Source organism: Archangium sp. Cb G35 (genome assembly GCF_001896145.1).
Classification (GTDB): domain Bacteria; phylum Myxococcota; class Myxococcia; order Myxococcales; family Myxococcaceae; genus Archangium; species Archangium violaceum.
On record NZ_MPOI01000010.1, the window covers coordinates 66,512 to 82,505 of the forward strand.

General features: G+C 69.0%; 16 protein-coding genes and 1 tRNA gene. 15 read left to right on the forward strand and 2 right to left on the reverse strand.

All coding sequences use genetic code 11. The annotated features are described in order from the left end of the window. Positions 1-22 precede the first annotated feature (22 nt). On the reverse strand, positions 23-1,705 hold the full coding sequence (locus BO221_RS28820) for an AMP-binding protein (protein ID WP_073563830.1): 1,683 nt from the start codon (positions 1,703-1,705) through the stop codon (positions 23-25). Positions 1,706-1,913: 208 nt separating this feature from the next. On the opposite strand from BO221_RS28820, the gene BO221_RS28825 reads away from it, so the two are divergent. From BO221_RS28825 to BO221_RS54990, 15 genes are all read left to right on the forward strand, one after another. Next, positions 1,914-2,771, forward strand: coding sequence for a transketolase (locus tag BO221_RS28825; protein WP_073563832.1), 858 nt, complete (start codon positions 1,914-1,916; stop codon positions 2,769-2,771). Further along, positions 2,768-3,784, forward strand: coding sequence for a transketolase family protein (locus BO221_RS28830; RefSeq protein WP_083681478.1), 1,017 nt, complete (start codon positions 2,768-2,770; stop codon positions 3,782-3,784). The genes BO221_RS28825 and BO221_RS28830 overlap by 4 nt, the downstream gene beginning before the upstream one ends. Further along, the gene (gene lysW, locus BO221_RS28835; protein ID WP_233166298.1) at positions 3,784-3,987 is read left to right on the forward strand and encodes a lysine biosynthesis protein LysW; all 204 of its coding nucleotides are present in this window, start codon (positions 3,784-3,786) and stop codon (positions 3,985-3,987) included. Before BO221_RS28830 ends, lysW begins: the two co-directional genes overlap by 1 nt. Before the next feature lie 10 nt (positions 3,988-3,997). Then, positions 3,998-4,840: a RimK family alpha-L-glutamate ligase gene (locus BO221_RS28840; RefSeq protein ID WP_073563834.1), complete on the forward strand. Its 843-nt coding sequence runs from the start codon at positions 3,998-4,000 to the stop codon at positions 4,838-4,840. Next, positions 4,837-5,874 carry an N-acetyl-gamma-glutamyl-phosphate reductase gene (argC, locus tag BO221_RS28845; protein ID WP_073563836.1) on the forward strand — a complete coding sequence of 346 codons (1,038 nt, stop codon included), beginning with the start codon at positions 4,837-4,839 and terminating at the stop codon, positions 5,872-5,874. Before BO221_RS28840 ends, argC begins: the two co-directional genes overlap by 4 nt. An 18-nt stretch (positions 5,875-5,892) precedes the next feature. After that, complete coding sequence (locus BO221_RS28850) at positions 5,893-6,753, forward strand: family 3 encapsulin nanocompartment shell protein (protein ID WP_073563838.1); 861 nt, start codon at positions 5,893-5,895, stop codon at positions 6,751-6,753. 24 nt (positions 6,754-6,777) lie between these two features. After that, positions 6,778-7,779: a sulfotransferase gene (locus BO221_RS28855; protein ID WP_073563840.1), complete on the forward strand. Its 1,002-nt coding sequence runs from the start codon at positions 6,778-6,780 to the stop codon at positions 7,777-7,779. Next, positions 7,757-8,530, forward strand: a complete 774-nt coding sequence (locus BO221_RS28860) for an SDR family oxidoreductase (RefSeq protein WP_073563842.1) — start codon at positions 7,757-7,759, stop codon at positions 8,528-8,530. The genes BO221_RS28855 and BO221_RS28860 overlap by 23 nt, the downstream gene beginning before the upstream one ends. Continuing rightward, a complete protein-coding gene (locus BO221_RS28865) occupies positions 8,527-9,372 on the forward strand; it encodes a [LysW]-aminoadipate kinase (RefSeq protein WP_073563844.1) in 846 nt (281 codons plus the stop codon). Before BO221_RS28860 ends, BO221_RS28865 begins: the two co-directional genes overlap by 4 nt. Next, positions 9,359-10,426: a M20/M25/M40 family metallo-hydrolase gene (locus BO221_RS28870; protein ID WP_073563846.1), complete on the forward strand. Its 1,068-nt coding sequence runs from the start codon at positions 9,359-9,361 to the stop codon at positions 10,424-10,426. The genes BO221_RS28865 and BO221_RS28870 overlap by 14 nt, the downstream gene beginning before the upstream one ends. Before the next feature lie 117 nt (positions 10,427-10,543). Next, positions 10,544-12,055: a cyclic nucleotide-binding domain-containing protein gene (locus tag BO221_RS28875; RefSeq protein WP_073563848.1), complete on the forward strand. Its 1,512-nt coding sequence runs from the start codon at positions 10,544-10,546 to the stop codon at positions 12,053-12,055. A 246-nt stretch (positions 12,056-12,301) separates the two neighbouring features. Next, a tRNA-Ile gene (locus tag BO221_RS28880) sits at positions 12,302-12,375 on the forward strand. Between the two features lie 92 nt (positions 12,376-12,467). Then, positions 12,468-14,333, forward strand: a complete 1,866-nt coding sequence (locus BO221_RS28885) for a HAMP domain-containing sensor histidine kinase (RefSeq protein ID WP_073563850.1) — start codon at positions 12,468-12,470, stop codon at positions 14,331-14,333. 138 nt (positions 14,334-14,471) lie between these two features. Further along, a complete protein-coding gene (locus tag BO221_RS28890; protein ID WP_043408315.1) occupies positions 14,472-14,714 on the forward strand; it encodes a ribbon-helix-helix domain-containing protein in 243 nt (80 codons plus the stop codon). Then, positions 14,711-14,869 (forward strand): hypothetical protein, encoded by a 159-nt coding sequence (locus BO221_RS54990; protein WP_158079927.1) that lies wholly within the window; start codon positions 14,711-14,713, stop codon positions 14,867-14,869. The genes BO221_RS28890 and BO221_RS54990 overlap by 4 nt, the downstream gene beginning before the upstream one ends. A gap of 84 nt (positions 14,870-14,953) precedes the next feature. Here BO221_RS54990 and BO221_RS28895 read toward each other — a convergent pair whose 3' ends face one another. After that, positions 14,954-15,994 carry a lysylphosphatidylglycerol synthase transmembrane domain-containing protein gene (locus tag BO221_RS28895; RefSeq protein ID WP_073563852.1) on the reverse strand — a complete coding sequence of 347 codons (1,041 nt, stop codon included), beginning with the start codon at positions 15,992-15,994 and terminating at the stop codon, positions 14,954-14,956.

Sequence of the window (15,994 nt, forward strand, 5' to 3'; positions counted from 1 at the left end):
TCGAAACCACGGAGGAACAGGCTCAGGCGGGGCCGCCGGGCTGCTCCTTCAAGCGCTCCCGCAGGAGGAACTTCCGGATCTTCCCGGAGGGCGTCTTGGGCATCTCGGAGATGATTTCCAGGCGGTCCGGCCAGTACGAGACGGACATGCCGGCCTTGCGGAGGTGCTCTCGCAATTCATTCAAGGTGGGGGCCTCGTCGCGAGGCACCACGACGGCGCACACCCGCTCGCCACCGATGCGATCATCCGCATGGGCCACGACGGCGACCTCGCGCACCTTGGGATGCGCGTACAGCGCGGACTCGACCTCGACGACGGGAATCTTCAGACCGTGGCGGAAGATGATGTCCTTGAGCCGGCCCGCGATGCGGATGCCTCCGCGCCCGTCGTCGCGCGCCAGGTCGCCCGTGTCGAACCAGCCCTCCGCGTCCACACACGCGCCGTAGATGTCCTCGCGCTTGAAATACCCGAGGCACTGGCTCGCGCCGCGGACCAGCAACCGCCCCGCGCCATCCGGGAAGGGCGTCCCGTCCTCGGAGAGGGCTGAAGCGATCTTCACCTCCATCCAGGGAACGGGAGCACCGTCGCTGTTGGCGGGCCAGTCGGGTGGATCCTCGTTCCGGGTGATGGTGACGGCGCCGTTCTCCGTCATGCCCCAGAGCGTGTGCAGCCGGACGCCGAGCACCTCGCGCACCTCGGCGATGAGGTGGGGTGGCACGGGCGTGGAACCCGTGGCCAGACACCGGAGCGAGCCCACCTTCCGGGGCCGGCGCTTCTGCGACGCCAGCATGTTCAGGTAGTACGTGGGAATCCCATACATGAACGAGATCCCATGCTCCTCGATGAGCTTGAGGTGGAACTCGGGATCCGCCACGTCCAGGTAGACCGCCGTCGCCCCGAGCAGGACGGGCATCTGGAAGAGATAGGTGAAGCCACTCGAGGCGGTGAGGAGGCTCGGCAGGGAGATGACGTCGTCCGCGCCCAGTCCCATGGTCTCGTTGAGCGCGCGGGTGATGGAGTAGTTCGTGTTGTACGAGTGGATGACGCCCTTCGGCTCGCCGGTGGTGCCCGAGGTGTAGAGCACGTTGAACACGTCATCCGCGCGGGCCGTCAGCGCGTCCAATGAGCTGGACGGATGGCGCTCCTCCCACGGATGCGCGGTGAAGTGGGCGTCGAAGTCGAGCTCCCCCTCCCCCACCGCGCTGCCCGCCCCGAGGAAGATCCGGTGGCGCAGCGCCGGGAGTGCCGGGGCCATCTCGCGCAGCATGTCGCGGTGGGAGAAGCCGGTCCAGCTCGCGGGCCCGATGTACACGGGCGCCTCGGTCCTGTTGAGGATGAACTCCACCTCGCGCCGCCGGTAGTCCGGGGGAATGGGCGCGAGCACCGCGCCGATCCGCGCGCACGCCAGGGCCAGCGCGGTGAACTGCCACCAGTTGGGGAGCTGCACGGCGACGGGCTGCCCGCGCTCGACTCCCAGCTCGCGCAGGGCCCCAGCGAACCGCTCCATGTAACGGCCCAGCTCCGCGTAGCTGATCCTCGTGAGATCCCTCGAGAAGTACCGGGCCGCGATGATCGCTGTCTTGTCCGGGTGCTTCTGGATCGCATGGCGAAGGTCATCGACAACCGTTTCGTCGCGCCACCAACCCTTCTGACGATAGGCCGAGCCGTTGCTGCGCGCGACAGTGTTGCCGGATTTCTCCGCCATTGCCATGCCTCTCCCGTTGATTTGTCTTTATGTGATTTGCCGTTTCATGCCCTAACACTTTCTCAACGGCTGGCCAATGTCGGATTTTTTTTTTACATCGGCCCCAAAGTTCACACATTGACGAGGCATCGATCAATTTCTTATAGGGTGGTTCTCGTTAAGCATCGAAGTCACGAATTGTCTCCCCCCACCAATCATGACTCGCTCGATGACCGCAGCAACGATAGACGCTCGCGTCGAGCGTCCCCCCGATGGCGCCCTGCCCCCGCTCGAGGCCCATGCGAGACATATCCGGCGGCTCATCGTCCGGCTCGCCGCCACCCCGGCGGGATGCCACCTCGGAGGCTCCCTCTCCCTCGTGGAAATCCTCGTGGCGCTCCTCGGGCGCATCATGAAGATCCGCCCCACGGACCCCCACTGGGAGGAACGGGATCACCTCATCCTGTCCAAGGGACACGCCGCGGCGGGGCTGTATGCCGCCCTGTCTGAATTTGGCTTCTTCGATCCCGAGGAACTCGTCCAGCGCTACAACACGGAGGGCAGTCCATTCACGGGACATGTCAATGCAAGGGTTCCCGGCGTGGACTTCTCCACTGGGAGTCTCGGACATGGACTGGGTTTGGGAACCGGACTCGCGCTCGGCTACCGGCTGAAAGGTCTGTCCAATCGTGTCTATGTCATCTGTGGTGATGGCGAGATGGGAGAAGGCTCCAACTGGGAGGCCCTCCAGATCGCCGCGCATCGACGTCTGTCCAATCTGACCATCATCATCGACCGGAACGGAGGCCAGAACGACGGCCCGACCGAGGCGATCCTCTCGCAGGCGGCCCTGGCGGACCGGCTGCTCACGTTCGGGTTCTACACGGTGGAGGTGGACGGACACGATCTCCCGGCACTGCTCCAGGCGCTGGAGACCCCCGCCGCCGGGCCGGCCCCGCGCGCCCTCATCGCGAGGACCCAGAAGGGAGCGGGCGTGCCCATGTTCAAGGGCAAGGGTCCGCATTACGCGGTCTTCTCTCCCGAACAACTCCGGCGCGCGCTCGTGTCCATGGGAGAGACCCCGTGAGCGAGACCCAGACGGGCGGCGCGGATCTCGCGAGCGCCCCGGACGCCTGGCTGCGGGAGAATCCCCAGCTTTCCAACCGGCAGATCTTCCGGCATGCCCTCGCGCGCTTCGCCGACCAGGACCCGCGGCTCGTCCTGCTGGAGGCGGACCTCGCTGGCGGGGGAGATCCCTTCGCGGCCCGCCACCAGGGCCGCTACTTCAACCTGGGCATCTGCGAGGCCACGATGCTCGACATGGCGTGCGGCATGGCGCACGTGGGGCACGTCGTGTTCGCGCACACCTTCGCGCCCTTCGGGGCCATGCGGGCCTGCGAGCAGGTGCGGCTCGGCATGGCCTACCCCCAGGCCAACGTGAAGCTCGTCTGTGACTACGGCGGCGTCTCGGGCGCGTTCTTCGGCCCCACCCACCACGCCATCGAGGACCTCGCCATCCTCCGCGCCATGCCGGGAATGACGGTGTTCTCCCCCGCCGACGGGCTGGAGACGATCCTCGCCACTCGCGCGATGATCGAACACGACGGCCCGGTGTACATGCGGCTCGGCCGCAACCGGGTGAGCCGGCTCGAGGAGCCGCGCGGGGGCTTCGCGCTCGGCAAGGCACTGTGCCTCCGGGAGGGAACCGACGTGGGACTGATCGCCCACGGGGAGATCGGCGTCCACGTCGCGTTGGAGGCGGCCCGGCGGCTGGAGGAACGGGGCGTCTCGGCACGCGTGGTGAACCTGCACACGCTCAAGCCGCTCGACGAGGCGGCCATCCATGAAACGGCGGAGCGGACGCGGCTGCTCGTCACGGTGGAGGAGCACAACATCCTCGGCGGGCTCGGAGGCGCGGTGTGCGAGACGGTCTGCGCGCATGGGCCCGCCCGGCGGGTGCTCCGGATCGGCATCCAGGATCGCTACGACCCGCTCGCGGGCTCCCACGAGTCGCTGCTCCTCGGGCACGGGCTCGATGGCACGGCCGTGGCCAAGCGCGTTCTCGGCACGTTGTCGGAACCTGACTCAAGGAGGAGCTGATGCAGCTGCAGAAGCAGATGGATGCCAAGGATGTCGCGGGAATCAACGGGTGCCCCACGTGTGCCTTCGAGATCACCGGGGACGGCTACATGGAGGGCGAGGTCGTCACGTGCGAGGGCTGTTCCGCCGAGCTCGAGGTGGTGGGCCTGAAGCCCCTCCGCTTCGCCGAGGCGCCCGAGGTCGAAGAGGACTGGGGCGAGTAGTCCCCTCCCCATGAAGAAGATCGATCTCATCTACACCCGGCTGCGCACGGAAGAACGGATGATCCTCGAAGCGCTCCGCCAGCGGGACTGCGCGGTCGAGCTCCATCAGGACGCGGATCTCGTCCTTCCCCTGGATGCCGGGCGCTGGTCCGGGGGCGGCGTCGTGCTGATGCGGAGCATGTCGCTCACCCGCTCCCGGTACCTGGCGGCCATCCTGGAGGTGAAGGGCGCGCGCGTGTTGAACAGCTCCAGGGCCATCACCACGTGCGGGGACAAGATCCTCACGAACCTGGCACTGGCCGCACAGGGGATTCCCATGCCGTGGTCGTTCGCGGGCTTCGAGGAGGAGGCCTGCCTCGCGGAGATCGAGCGCCGGGGCTACCCGGTGGTGACGAAGCCGGCGGTGGGCTCATGGGGACGCATGGTCGCGCGCATCGACGGGCGCAACGCGGCCGAGGGCCTCCTGCAGATGCGCTTCGAGATGGGCGGCGCCAGCGATCACGTCGCGCTGGTGCAGCAGTACATCGACAAGCCGGGCTATGACCTGCGCGTCTACGTGCTGGGCCGGACGGTGGGCGGCATCCGCCGGCGCTCGGAGCACTGGGTGACGAACACCGCGCGCGGAGCCGTGCCCGAACGGTACGAGGTCCCCGAGTCCCACGCGACGCTCGCCGAGCGCGCCGCGGCGGCCGTGGGGGCGGACATCGCGGCCGTGGACCTGCTCGAGACGCGGAGCGGGGAGATCCTCGTGAACGAGGTCAACCACTGCGTGGAGTTCGCCCGGAGCATCGAGTCCACCCGCCTTCCGCTGCCGGAGCTGATCGCGGACTACGCCGCCGGGGTGCACCCATGACGCGCGTGGCCGTGCTGGGCGCCTCGGGCTACACGGGCGGCGAGGTGCTGCGGCTGCTCCTGGCCCACCCGGGCGTGGAGGTCGTGCAGGCCACCTCCGGGCAGTTCGCGGGCAAGCGCCTCGACTTCCCGCATCCAAGCATCCGGGGCATGAGCTCGCTGCGCTTCGTCTCGCACGAGGCGCTCGAGCCGTGCGAGCTGCTCGTGAGCTGCCTGCCCCAGGGTGGATTGCTCCAGCGCTGGGCCCAGGTGCGCGAGCTCGCGGGCCGGATCGTCGATCTCAGCGCGGACTTCCGGTTGGATCCAGCGGACCACGCACGCTGGTACGCGAAGCACCCGCGGCCCGAGGACGCGCCCCGCTTCGTCTATGCGCTCCCGGAGTGGACGGCCAGCGAGCTTCCCGAGGCCCGCTATGTGGCCATCCCCGGCTGCATGGCACACGCCGCGCTCCTGGGAATCCTCCCGCTGGTGCGCGCGGGCCTGGTGAAGCCGGAGCTCGTCGTGGACGCGAAGACGGGCTCCTCGGGCGGTGGCGCCACGCCGGACCGCGCGTCCCACCACCCCGAGCGTGCCTCCGCCCTCCGCTGCTACCGGCCCGTGGGGCACCGGCACACGGGGGAGATCGAGAACGTCGTCGAGCGGCTCACCCGGACGCGCCCCAGCGTGCACTTCAGCGCCACGGCCGTGCCGAGCGTGCGCGGCATCCTCGCGACGGTGCACGGCTTCGCCGCCAGGCCCTTCGACGAAAACGAGCCCCTGCGCGCCATCGCCACCGCCTACCGCGAGAAGCCCTTCGTGCGGCTCATCCGGCCCAACACGAGCGCCTCGCCCTTCCCCGAGCCGGGTCCGCTGCAGGGAACGAACTACTGCGACCTGGCCGTGGACGTGGACACGGAGCGCCAGCGGATCGTCGTGAACGTTGCGATCGACAACCTGGTGAAGGGCGCGGCGGGAACGGCCGTCCACGCCATCAACCTGATGCTCGGGAGACCCGAGACCGAGGGCCTCGGCTTCCGCGGCCTGCATCCCATCTGAATCACACGGGAGGAACACATGAGCACGAATGGAACCGCGGGGACCGAGCTGTCCCCCGGGCGGGCTTTCGCCGCGGCGGTCGTCTCTCAGGGCACGAAGGCATCCGTGGAGTTCTCCACGACGATCACCGACGCATTCCCGGGCTTCAAGCGCCGCCCCCGCATCGCGGTGCGCGGCCTCTTCAAGGTCGTGAAGACGGAGCAGCCCCAGGTCAAATACTGGTACGAGACGCGTCCCCAGGCCGCCCTCACCGAACAGGTCATCGACGCGCAGCTGAGGCAGGAAGCCACGTTCGAGTTCCACTCGGACAAGGCGGAGCTGAGGCCGACCACGGCGTGGGTGCAGGTCAACGCCGAGCTGCTGAATGACCCCGAGGCGCTCGCGACGTTCATCGACTACCGGCTGCTCGTGCGTCTGTGCACGGCGGAAAACCAGGCGCTCGCCCGCGGTCCCGGTGGCGAGCGCGTGCGGGGACTGCTGGAGACTCCTGGCATCACCCGGCTCGCGGCACGGGAGACCCCGGTCGCCTCGCTGCTGGCGGCGTGTGATCGCGTGGAGCAGGTGGGCGGCTCGGCGGACGGCATCCTCATGAACCCGGCGGACTACTACCGCTACTTCGTGGGCCAGGGCAGCCTGCTGCGAGACCTGGCGGACATGGGCGTGCGCATCGCCCGCGCTCGCATGGTGAACCCGGGAACCATCATCGTCGGGGACTACACCGCCGCCGCCACCATCTTCGACAGCGGCCGTTCCGTCATCCGCTTCGCCGAGGCCCCCAAGGGCATCTTCCCCCGCGAGGGGCTCGCCGTGTGCGGGGAGATCTACGAGTCCCTGGTGGTCCACCTGCCCACGCACTTCTACGTCGCCGCGCTGGTCTGACGGCAACCGGAACAGGGAGCTCGCGTGTCTCGACATCCTCTCAAGGTTCTCTACATCACCGGCTGGTGCCGCAACGGCAGCACCATCATCGGCAACGTGCTCAACGAGGTGGCGGGCTTCTTCCACACCGGCGAGCTGAGCTTCCTGTGGAAGAACGCCTACGGCAACGGCTCCAACACCGCCTGTGGCTGCGGTGAGGCGCTGACCCGCTGTGGCATCTGGTCCAGGGTGCTCCAGGAGGAGACGCCCCCAGGCCGGAGTCCCGCCGAGCATGCCCGCGACGTCGCGAGGCGTCAGACGGAGGGTGTCCGGACGCGCCACACGTGGAACATCCTCCGGGAGGGCACCCGCTCGGAGGCGGTCCGCGAATACGCCGCCACGCTGAGCCGGACGTACCGCGCCATCGCGAACGCGACCGGCAGCCACACCCTCGTGGACAGCGGCAAGCTCCCCTCCGAGGCGGCGCTCCTTCCGCACGTGGAAGGCGTCACGCCCTACTACCTGTACCTGGTGAGGGATCCGCGCGCCGCCGCGCACTCGTGGACGAAGACGAAGCAGTACGTCGTCCCGATGTCCACGTTCCGCAGCACCTCGTACTGGTTGGGGTTCAACCTCGCCTCCGAGGCCGTCATCCGGCGCTACCCCGTGCGCTCGTTCTTCCTCCGGTACGAGGACTTCATCGCCCATCCGGACAGCGTGGTGGACGGGCTGTTCGGGCTGCTCGGCGCGGAGGGGGTGGTGAATCCAGTGAAGGGGCGGACGGTCCACCTGGGCGGGAACCACACCGTCACGGGCAATCCAGATCGTTTCCGCGCCGGGACCACGCTCCTGCGTCCGGAGGACGACGCGTGGAAGAAGGAGCTCCCCTCCCGGGCAAGGGCCCTCACCGAGGCGCTGTCGTGGCCGCTGATGGCCCGCTACGGCTACTTCCAACCGCCGCGCACCCAGGCCCGCGCGAGCGTGGGCTCCGTGACCGCGAACAACGACACCCGGGAGGACGTCCGTGGAACTGGGACTGGCAGGTAGGGTCGCGCTCATCGCGGGAGGCTCGAGCGGGCTCGGGCTGGCCGTCGCCGAGGAGCTGGCGAAGGAAGGCGCCCATGTCGCCATCGGCGCGAGGGACCCGGAGAAGCTCGCCCGGGCCGAGCGCCGGTTGAAGGAGCTCGGCCGGGGCCAGGTACTCGCGACGGAAGTGGACCTGAAGAACCCCGAGGCTGTCCGCCACTGGGTCGAGGACGTGGCGGGCCGCATGGGGGCGCTCCACATCGCGGTGACGAACAGCGGCGGGCCTCCTCCGGGCCCGGCGACGAAGTTCGGCGTCGAGGCGTACCGGGAGGCCGTCGACGCGGTGCTGCTGCCTCCCATCAGCCTGGCGTTGGCCGCCCTCCCCCACATGCAACAGGCCCGGTGGGGGCGCCTGCTCTTCATCACCTCCGAGACGGTGGTCCGGCCCGTGGCGCGGTTCGCCCTCTCGGGGTTCTCCCGGCTCGGCATCGTCGGGTTCGCGTCCGCACTCGTGCAGGAGCTGGGGGACTGCGGCGTCACCGTCAACGTGCTCGCCCCGGGCTACACCCGCACGCCTCCGGTCGAGCGCACCGCGGGGGCCGGGGGAGACGTGGACTCGGGACTGCGCGCCATGGCGGCCCACATTCCCCTGCGCCGGGTGGGCCTCCCCGAGGAGTTCGCCGCCGCCGCCGCCTTCCTCGCCAGCGAGCGGGCCTCGTTCATCACCGGGACGGTGCAGCTCGTCGATGGTGGCGCGAGTGTGATCGGATGAGCGGCGGACCCATCGTGGTGAAGATCGGCGGCGCCCCGGGGGTGGACCTCGAGAACGTCTGCGCTGACGTCGCGGAGCTCGTCCGCCAGGGCGAGCGTGTCATCGTGGTGAATGGAGGCTCGGACGCCGGAGAGCGCCTGCTGAAGCTCCACTCGCTCGAGCGCCCCGAGGTCACCACGCCCTCCGGCAACGTCGTGCGCCTCACGAACGCGGCCACCCTGCGCATCCTGATGATGGCGTGGGTGGGCGAGGTGAACAAACGCATCGTCCTGGCCCTCGGGGAGCGGGGCATCTCCGGGCTCGGGCTGTGCGGCGCGGACGGACGGGTGCTCGTCGCCCGGCGCCGGCCTCCGTTGAAGATTCACGACAACGGGCGGCTCCGGATCGACCGGGAGCACCTGGCCGGGGAAATCACCTCGGTGAACACGGGCCTGCTGGGAACGCTGATGGAGCTGGGCCACGTGCCCGTCCTCTGCCCTCCCGCGGTCACGGAGGACGGCGTGCTGGTGAACGCCGATGCGGATCAGATCGCCGCTTCGGTGGCCACCGCCCTCGGCGCCCGGGCCTTCGTGATGCTGTCGAACGTGCCGGGACTGCTGGAGAACCCGAACGAGCCGCTGACGCTCGTGCGGCACAGCGACGACGTGGAAGGCTGCATGCAGCTCGCGGCCGGACGCATGAGGTACAAGCTGGACGCCGCGCGCAAGGCGCTCCAGGGCGGAGTCCCCTCCGTCTACGTGAGCTCCTCCCGCGTGCCCCGCCCCGTGTTCGTCGCCCTCACCGAGGAGTCCGGCACGAAGTTCACCCTCCCCCGGAAGGACGCGGCCAATGCGGGCACGTGAGAAGTCGATCGAATTCCTCAAGTGGATGGTGGAGCAGTACAGCCCCAGCCACCACGAGCAGGCCTTCTCCCGCGCCCTGGCCGCACAACTGGAGCGCCGCGGCTGGCGCGCGCACACGGACGAGGTGGGCAACACCATCGCCAGCCTGGGCGAGGGCGATACGTGCATCGCACTGCTCGGCCACATCGACACGGTGCCCGGCGAGGTGCCGGTGCGCATCGAGGACGGACGGCTCTTCGGACGCGGAACGGTGGACGCCAAGGGAGCCATGGGCGCCTTCATCGAGGCCGTCGAGCTGCTCGAGGAGAGCGAGCGCGCCGGGAAGACGTTCCTGCTGCTCGGGTGTGTCGAGGAGGAGGTGGCCATCACGCGCGGTGCGTTCCACGTCCGCGAGCGCTACCGCCCGGACTTCGTCATCAACGGAGAGCCGAGCGGAGCCCATGCCGTCACCATCGGGTACAAGGGGCTCGTCCGGGCCGAGCTCGAGTACCGGGCGAGCCGGCGCCACACGGCGAGCCGGGACTACCGCGCCCCCGCCGAGCACGTCGTCGAGGCCTGGAACCAGCTGCGCGCGGACTGTGACGCGTGGAACCGGGAGCGGCCGCTCTTCGAGCAGAACCTGCCCGCGTTGACCTCGTTCCAGACGGGCTCCACGGACACCGAGGAGTGGGCGCGGGCCAGCGTGAACGTCCGCACCGGGCCGGCCAGCGATGGCGAGCGGCTGCTGGCGCTCCTGGGGGGCGTTCCCGGCGTCACCGTGAAGGCCCTGTCGAACAAGGGGGCGGTGAGCACGGAGGGGAACGACGCGCTCTCGCGGATGTTCAAGCGCGCCATCCGCGAGCGGGGGGCTCGTCCGACGCTCCGGCTGAAGACGGGGACCTCGGACTGGAACACCGTGGCGGAGGCGTGGCGGGTGCCCACCCTCGCCTACGGTCCCGGCGACTCCTCCCTGGACCACACACCGCACGAGCACATCGGCCTCGACGAGTACGAGGAGGGCATCGCGGTGCTCGCTCGCGTGCTGGCGCTGTTGCCCACGAAGACGTCCGGGTGAGGGCTGTGACGGCGTGCACACCCTGGCTGTTCGCGCCGTCACAGCATCCCCCCGGCCTCGAGGTCAGACTGCTTCGTTTCAGGGCCCCCCAGACACGACACCCCGGTCGAAGCCGCCATGTCCCACATCACGAGCACCGAGTTCATCCTCCCCCACTCCCTGTCCGCCGAGGCGCGGAGCCAGCTCACCGATTCCCTCTATGCCGTCCACCAGCGCATCTTCGATGGCGTGGACCGGGAGTCTTTCGCCCGCTACGTGATCGAGTCCAACGCCGAGCACACGTGGCTGCTGCTCCACAAGAACGAGGCGGGAAAGGTGGTCGGCTACCTCGCCCTGCACCTCTTCGAGAAGCAGCTCGGTGACGAGCCACTGGCCGTGTTCCGCGCGGAGACGGGCCTGCTGCGGGAGTACCGGGGCGGCAACGTCACCGCGGGACTCTGGATGGAGCGGGTGATGCGCTATGTGCTGAAACACCCGGGCCGGCGCATGTTCTACATGGGCTCGCTGGTGCACCCGTCCAGCTACTGGCTGGTCACCCGGCACTGTGACGAGGTGTGGCCACGACGGGATCTGGAGACCCCCCCGGAGCTGCTGGCCTTCATGGACACGCTGGCCACGGAGTTCGGCCTGGAGAAGGAGGACCCGGCCCATCCGCTGGTGCGGAAGGTGGGCTGGCGCACGCGCGAAACGGAGATGGAGCGCGAGTATTGGGCGCACTCCGGCAAGCCGGCGGTGAATTACTTTCTCGAGACCAACCCCCGGTATGGCGAGGGGCACGGGCTGGTGACACTGGTGCCCATCACCCTGGGAAACCTGCTGAGCATCACCCGGGCGCTGCTGACGAGGCGGCTGCGCCAACCCATGGAGCAACTGGCGGCCCGGGTGCAGCGCACGCGCCTCGGAGCCCGCTTGGGTGCCTCTCAGATGATCCAGCAACTGCGCCGGGTGCCATTGCTGGCCCATCTCGACGAGGCCGCCCTGCGCGATCTGGCCGGGCGAGCGGAGCGCCTCGTGCTTCCCGCCGGCCGGTACGTCTTCCACGCGGGGAGCGCCTGCGACGAGCTGTACGTGCTGGAACGGGGCGCGGTCTACGTGCTGACCGAGGGAGAGGAGCTCGTGGACGAGCTCGGCAGCGGTGCGGTGTTCGGTGAGGGGGCCCTGCTCACGGGCGAGCGCCGCTCGGCGTCCATCCGCACGGCGACGGCGTCGACGCTGGTGCGCATCCCCCGCTCGGCGCTCCTGCCCCTGCTGGAGGGGGATGCGCGTCTGCGAGAGGGGATATGGAAGACGCACGCCGAGCGGCGCTTCGATGACCTGGCGCGTGGAAGTGAGCGGTACGGGCACCTCGGGCGCAAGGACCGGCTCGCCCTGCTCCGGGAAGGCGAGCACCGTGAGCTATCGCCGTGGGAGCAGCATGAGCTCGAGGCGGGCACCCAGTTGTTCGTCATGTCGGGCTCGGTGGATGTCGAGCACGAGGGGCTGGTGATGACCCAGCGGGGATCCACGTTCCTGGAGGCCCGGTGGCCGCTCCGGATGAAGGCCCGGGAGGCCACGCGGCTCTTCCTGTTGAAGCAGGAGCCGGCACCGCGGAACGAGGAGGTCTCGCTCCTGTACCTGGCGGCGGCGTAGGACAGACCAGCCAGAGACGAAATGGCCTGAACGTCTAGAAGCTTCGCTTATGAGCACCCGATGGAATCATCTGGGGACTAGAGGCAACTCGAGCCGGTGTTCCAGTCCCAGGTGGAACGAGAGGCCCCGGCTCTTCGCGCCCTGGATCAGGGCCGACTGGCCACCCCCAGGGCAGCCGGGCTCACTTTGGCTCACCTATCCTCTTGCAGTGGAGCGCGGGTCCCGCTATGAGAGGCACCACTTTTTGGCCAGGTAGCTCACCTGGTTAGAGCGGCGGTCTCATAATCCGCAGGTAGTCGGTTCAAGTCCGACCCTGGCCAAGGCCCCGTCTCCGGGTTCACTCGGAGACGGGGCTTCTTTTTGCCCGAACCCCGGTGAACTCCGGCCAACGTGAGAGGTCCCCCTCTCGCCCATGCCGTCCGACTCCGACTCCCGCTCCTCGGCTCCCGGTCCCGAGATGCCCCGCCTCCACGAGGAGCGCCTGCGTCTGGCCATCGAGGCCACCGGCCTGGGCACCTGGGACCTCGATCCCCTCACCGGCGCACTGCTCTGGGACGAGCGCTGCAAGGCCCTCTTCGGCCTGCCCCCAGAGGCCTCCCTCGACTACGACACCTTCCTCTCCCTCGTACACCCCGAGGACCGCCAACACGTCCACCAGGCCGTACAGCGGGCCCTGGATCCCTCCGGCAGCGGCTCCTACCGGCTCGACTACCGGGCCGTGAACCCCCGGGATGGCTCCATCCGCTGGTTGTCCACCTCGGGAAGGGCCTTTTTCGACTCGAACGGCCGCGCGGTGCGATTCCTCGGCACGGCGCGCGACATCACCGGGCGCGTCCTCGAACGCGAGGCCGCCGAGCGCGAGAAACACCGCGTCGCCACCCTCCTCGAGAACATCTCCGAGGCCTTCGAGGCCTTCGACCGGGACTGGCGCTTCATCTACCTCAACCGCGAGGCCGAGCGGCTCCTGGGCAGTCCTCGCGAGGAGCTCCTGGGCCGCACCCAATGGGAGGTCTACCCCGAATCCGTGGGCACCCCCGTGGAGCACTACTTCCGCCGCGCCGCCTCCGAGCGCATCCCCCTCTCCTTCGAGAACCACTACGCCCCCTGGGATCGCTGGTTCGAGGTCCACGTCTACCCCACCGATGAAGGCGTCGCCGTCCTCTTCCAGGATGTCACCGTGCGCAAGCGCCGCGAAGAGGAGCGCGAGCGGCTGCTCCACGAACAGACCCGTCTGCGCGAACAGGCCGAGCAGGCCCTGCGCGAACGTCAGCGCGCGGTGGAAGTCCTGGAGCATGGCGAGGCCCTCCTCGTCGTCGACAAGGACTTCCACATCCTCCTCGTCAATGAGCACCAGGAACGCCTCTCCCGCACGCGGCGCGAGGACACGCTCGGCCGGAGCCTCTGGGAGGTGTTCCCCCCTCTGGCCCACCCCGACTCCAGCTTCCAGCGCGCCTTCCGCCAGGTCCTGAAGCAGCAGGTGCCGGTGCAATTCGAGGAGTACTACGCACCCCTGGACCTCTGGGTGAGCATGAGCGTCTATCCCACCAGCGAGGGCGGGCTCGCCGTCTTCTTCCGCGACAGCACCGAGCACAAGCGCGCCGAGCAGTTCCGCGAGCGGCTCATGGGCATCGTCAGCCATGATCTGCGCAGCCCGCTGAACGGCATCGCCCTCACCACCGAGCAGTTGCTGCACCGCGAGGACGTCACCGGGCCCGTGCTCGCCGGAGTGCAGCGCATCGCCCGGAGCACCGAGCGCATGTCGCGGATGATCACCGATCTGCTCGACTTCACCCGCGCCCGGCTCGGCGGCGGCATCCCCCTGCGACTCCGGCCCTGTCAGCTCGTGGAGCAGGTGCGCGCCACGCTCGAGGAGCTCGAGGTGACGCACCCGGGCCGCATCGTGCTCTCCCATGCGCCCGGCTCGTACACCGGGGAGTGGGATCCGGACCGGCTCGCCCAGGCCGTCTCCAACCTCGTGGGCAACGCGCTCCAGCATGGCGCCCGTGACACGCCAGTGGAGGTGCGCCTGGCGCACGAGGGCTCCACGTTCGTCCTCTCCGTGCACAACCAGGGGCCGCCCATTCCCGAGGCGCTGCTGCCCCATGTCTTCGATCCCTTCTTCCGCGCCAACGATCACTCGCGCCAGGGTCTCGGACTGGGCCTCTACATCGTGCAGCAACTCATCCTCGCCCACGGCGGCTCCATCACCGTGGACTCCCGGATGGACGCGGGCACCACCTTCACCGTGCGCCTGCCCCACCCCGCGCCCACGCCCTGACGCGGGCACGGCACTCCGCCTCGTCCGCGTCAAGCATTCGTGCCCGCAGGGTGGTTTTTTTGACGGCTTCCCCTCCTGCCCTCCTAATGCGCCCACAGGCCGGTAGTGGCCTGTAGCAGCCCCGAGGAGGTAGTTCCGATGCAGGATGCCAGCGCCAGCCCGATGAGCTCCGAGGTCACCCCGGCCTCCGCCGACTCGAACGGCCCCGATGCCGCCGAGTCCGTGGTCTCCACCCACGTGCTCGTCCCCATCGAGCAGGTCCACAAGCTGCGCGAGCTCGCCCGCCGCACCCGCATCCACCAGAGCGAGTACCTCCGCGAGGCCGTGGAAGATCTGCTCTCCAAGTACGGCCGCCAGGCCAACTCCGAGGGCGAGCTGTGAGGACGGCCCTGCCCCTCCAGGCCCGCTCTCCCGCCCTCTCCCGCGAGAAGGCCTCGCCTCCCGTGGACACCCGCGGCTTCGGCACCCGCGGCTCCTCCGAGCGCCCTCCCTCCATCCGCGAGACCATCATCCGCTGGCTCAACGAGGAACTCTGAGACCTCTCGGGCGCTTCACGGGTGGGAACCCGGGGGGCGTGGCACCCTCACCCCGTCCCTCTCCCGAAGGGAGAGGGGTTGGAGTCAGGTGGACGGGAACGAGGCCTGCTGCCCTTCCTGTTCCTTGTCCAGCTTGCCGGCGAGCTCCTTGAAGGACAGGTGCCCCAGCGACATCAGCACCACGCCGAAGCCCACCTGCTGCACCGTCTGGCACAGCCACAGCACGTTCGCGTACGCCATCCCGTCCCCGTTCACCACCGAGGCCGGCAGGAAGAGCGACAACCCCACGCTGATCGCCGCCTGGAACGTGCCCACCATCCCCGGTGCCGCCGGAATCATCACCCCCACCACCAGCACCGACATCACCACGTACGCCTGGAACAGCGTCAGGCTCGTCGGGCCGAACGCCCTCGACAGCAACGCCATCCCCGCCCCGTTCAGCCCCCAGTACACCACCGTGTACAGGAAGAAGCCCACCATCTGGCGGCGATCCGGCAACTGCCGCATCGCCCCCACGAAGGTGTCCACGATGTCCGCGATCTTGTCCGCCACCTTCGGCACCACCCGGCCCACCGTGGAGCGCACCAGCCCCACCGCCGTGGCCCGGTGCTTCAGCGCGAACAGCAGGAACGTCAGCAGGCCGCCGAACCCCGCGAACATCAGGTGCGCTCCCAGCTTCACGAAGCGGATCCCTGGCACGTCCGCCGGCACGAAGAAGAGCAGCACCCACATGAGTATCGCGATCGACATGCCGTCCGTGATGCGCTCGAGCACCACCGACGTCATCGCCGCGCTCCGGCGGATGGAGCTGCGCTGCGCGATGAGCAACGGCCGCGCGAACTCGCCCAGCCGGAACGGCAGCACCAGCAGCATCATGAAGCCGATGCCCGAGGCCTCGTTCAGCTTGCGGAATGGCACCCGCTCCATCCCCGACAACAGGCAGCCCCACCGCAGCGTCCGTGACAGGTGCACCAGCGTCAGGATGACGAAGTACGGCAACACCCAGAGGTAGTTGGCCGACTTCAGGCTGGTCATCTGCGAGTCCCAGTCCGTGTGCCGGAATGCCCACCACGAGCACAGGAGGGTGACCAGCAGGCTGGCGATCAATTTGACGGCGCGATTCAC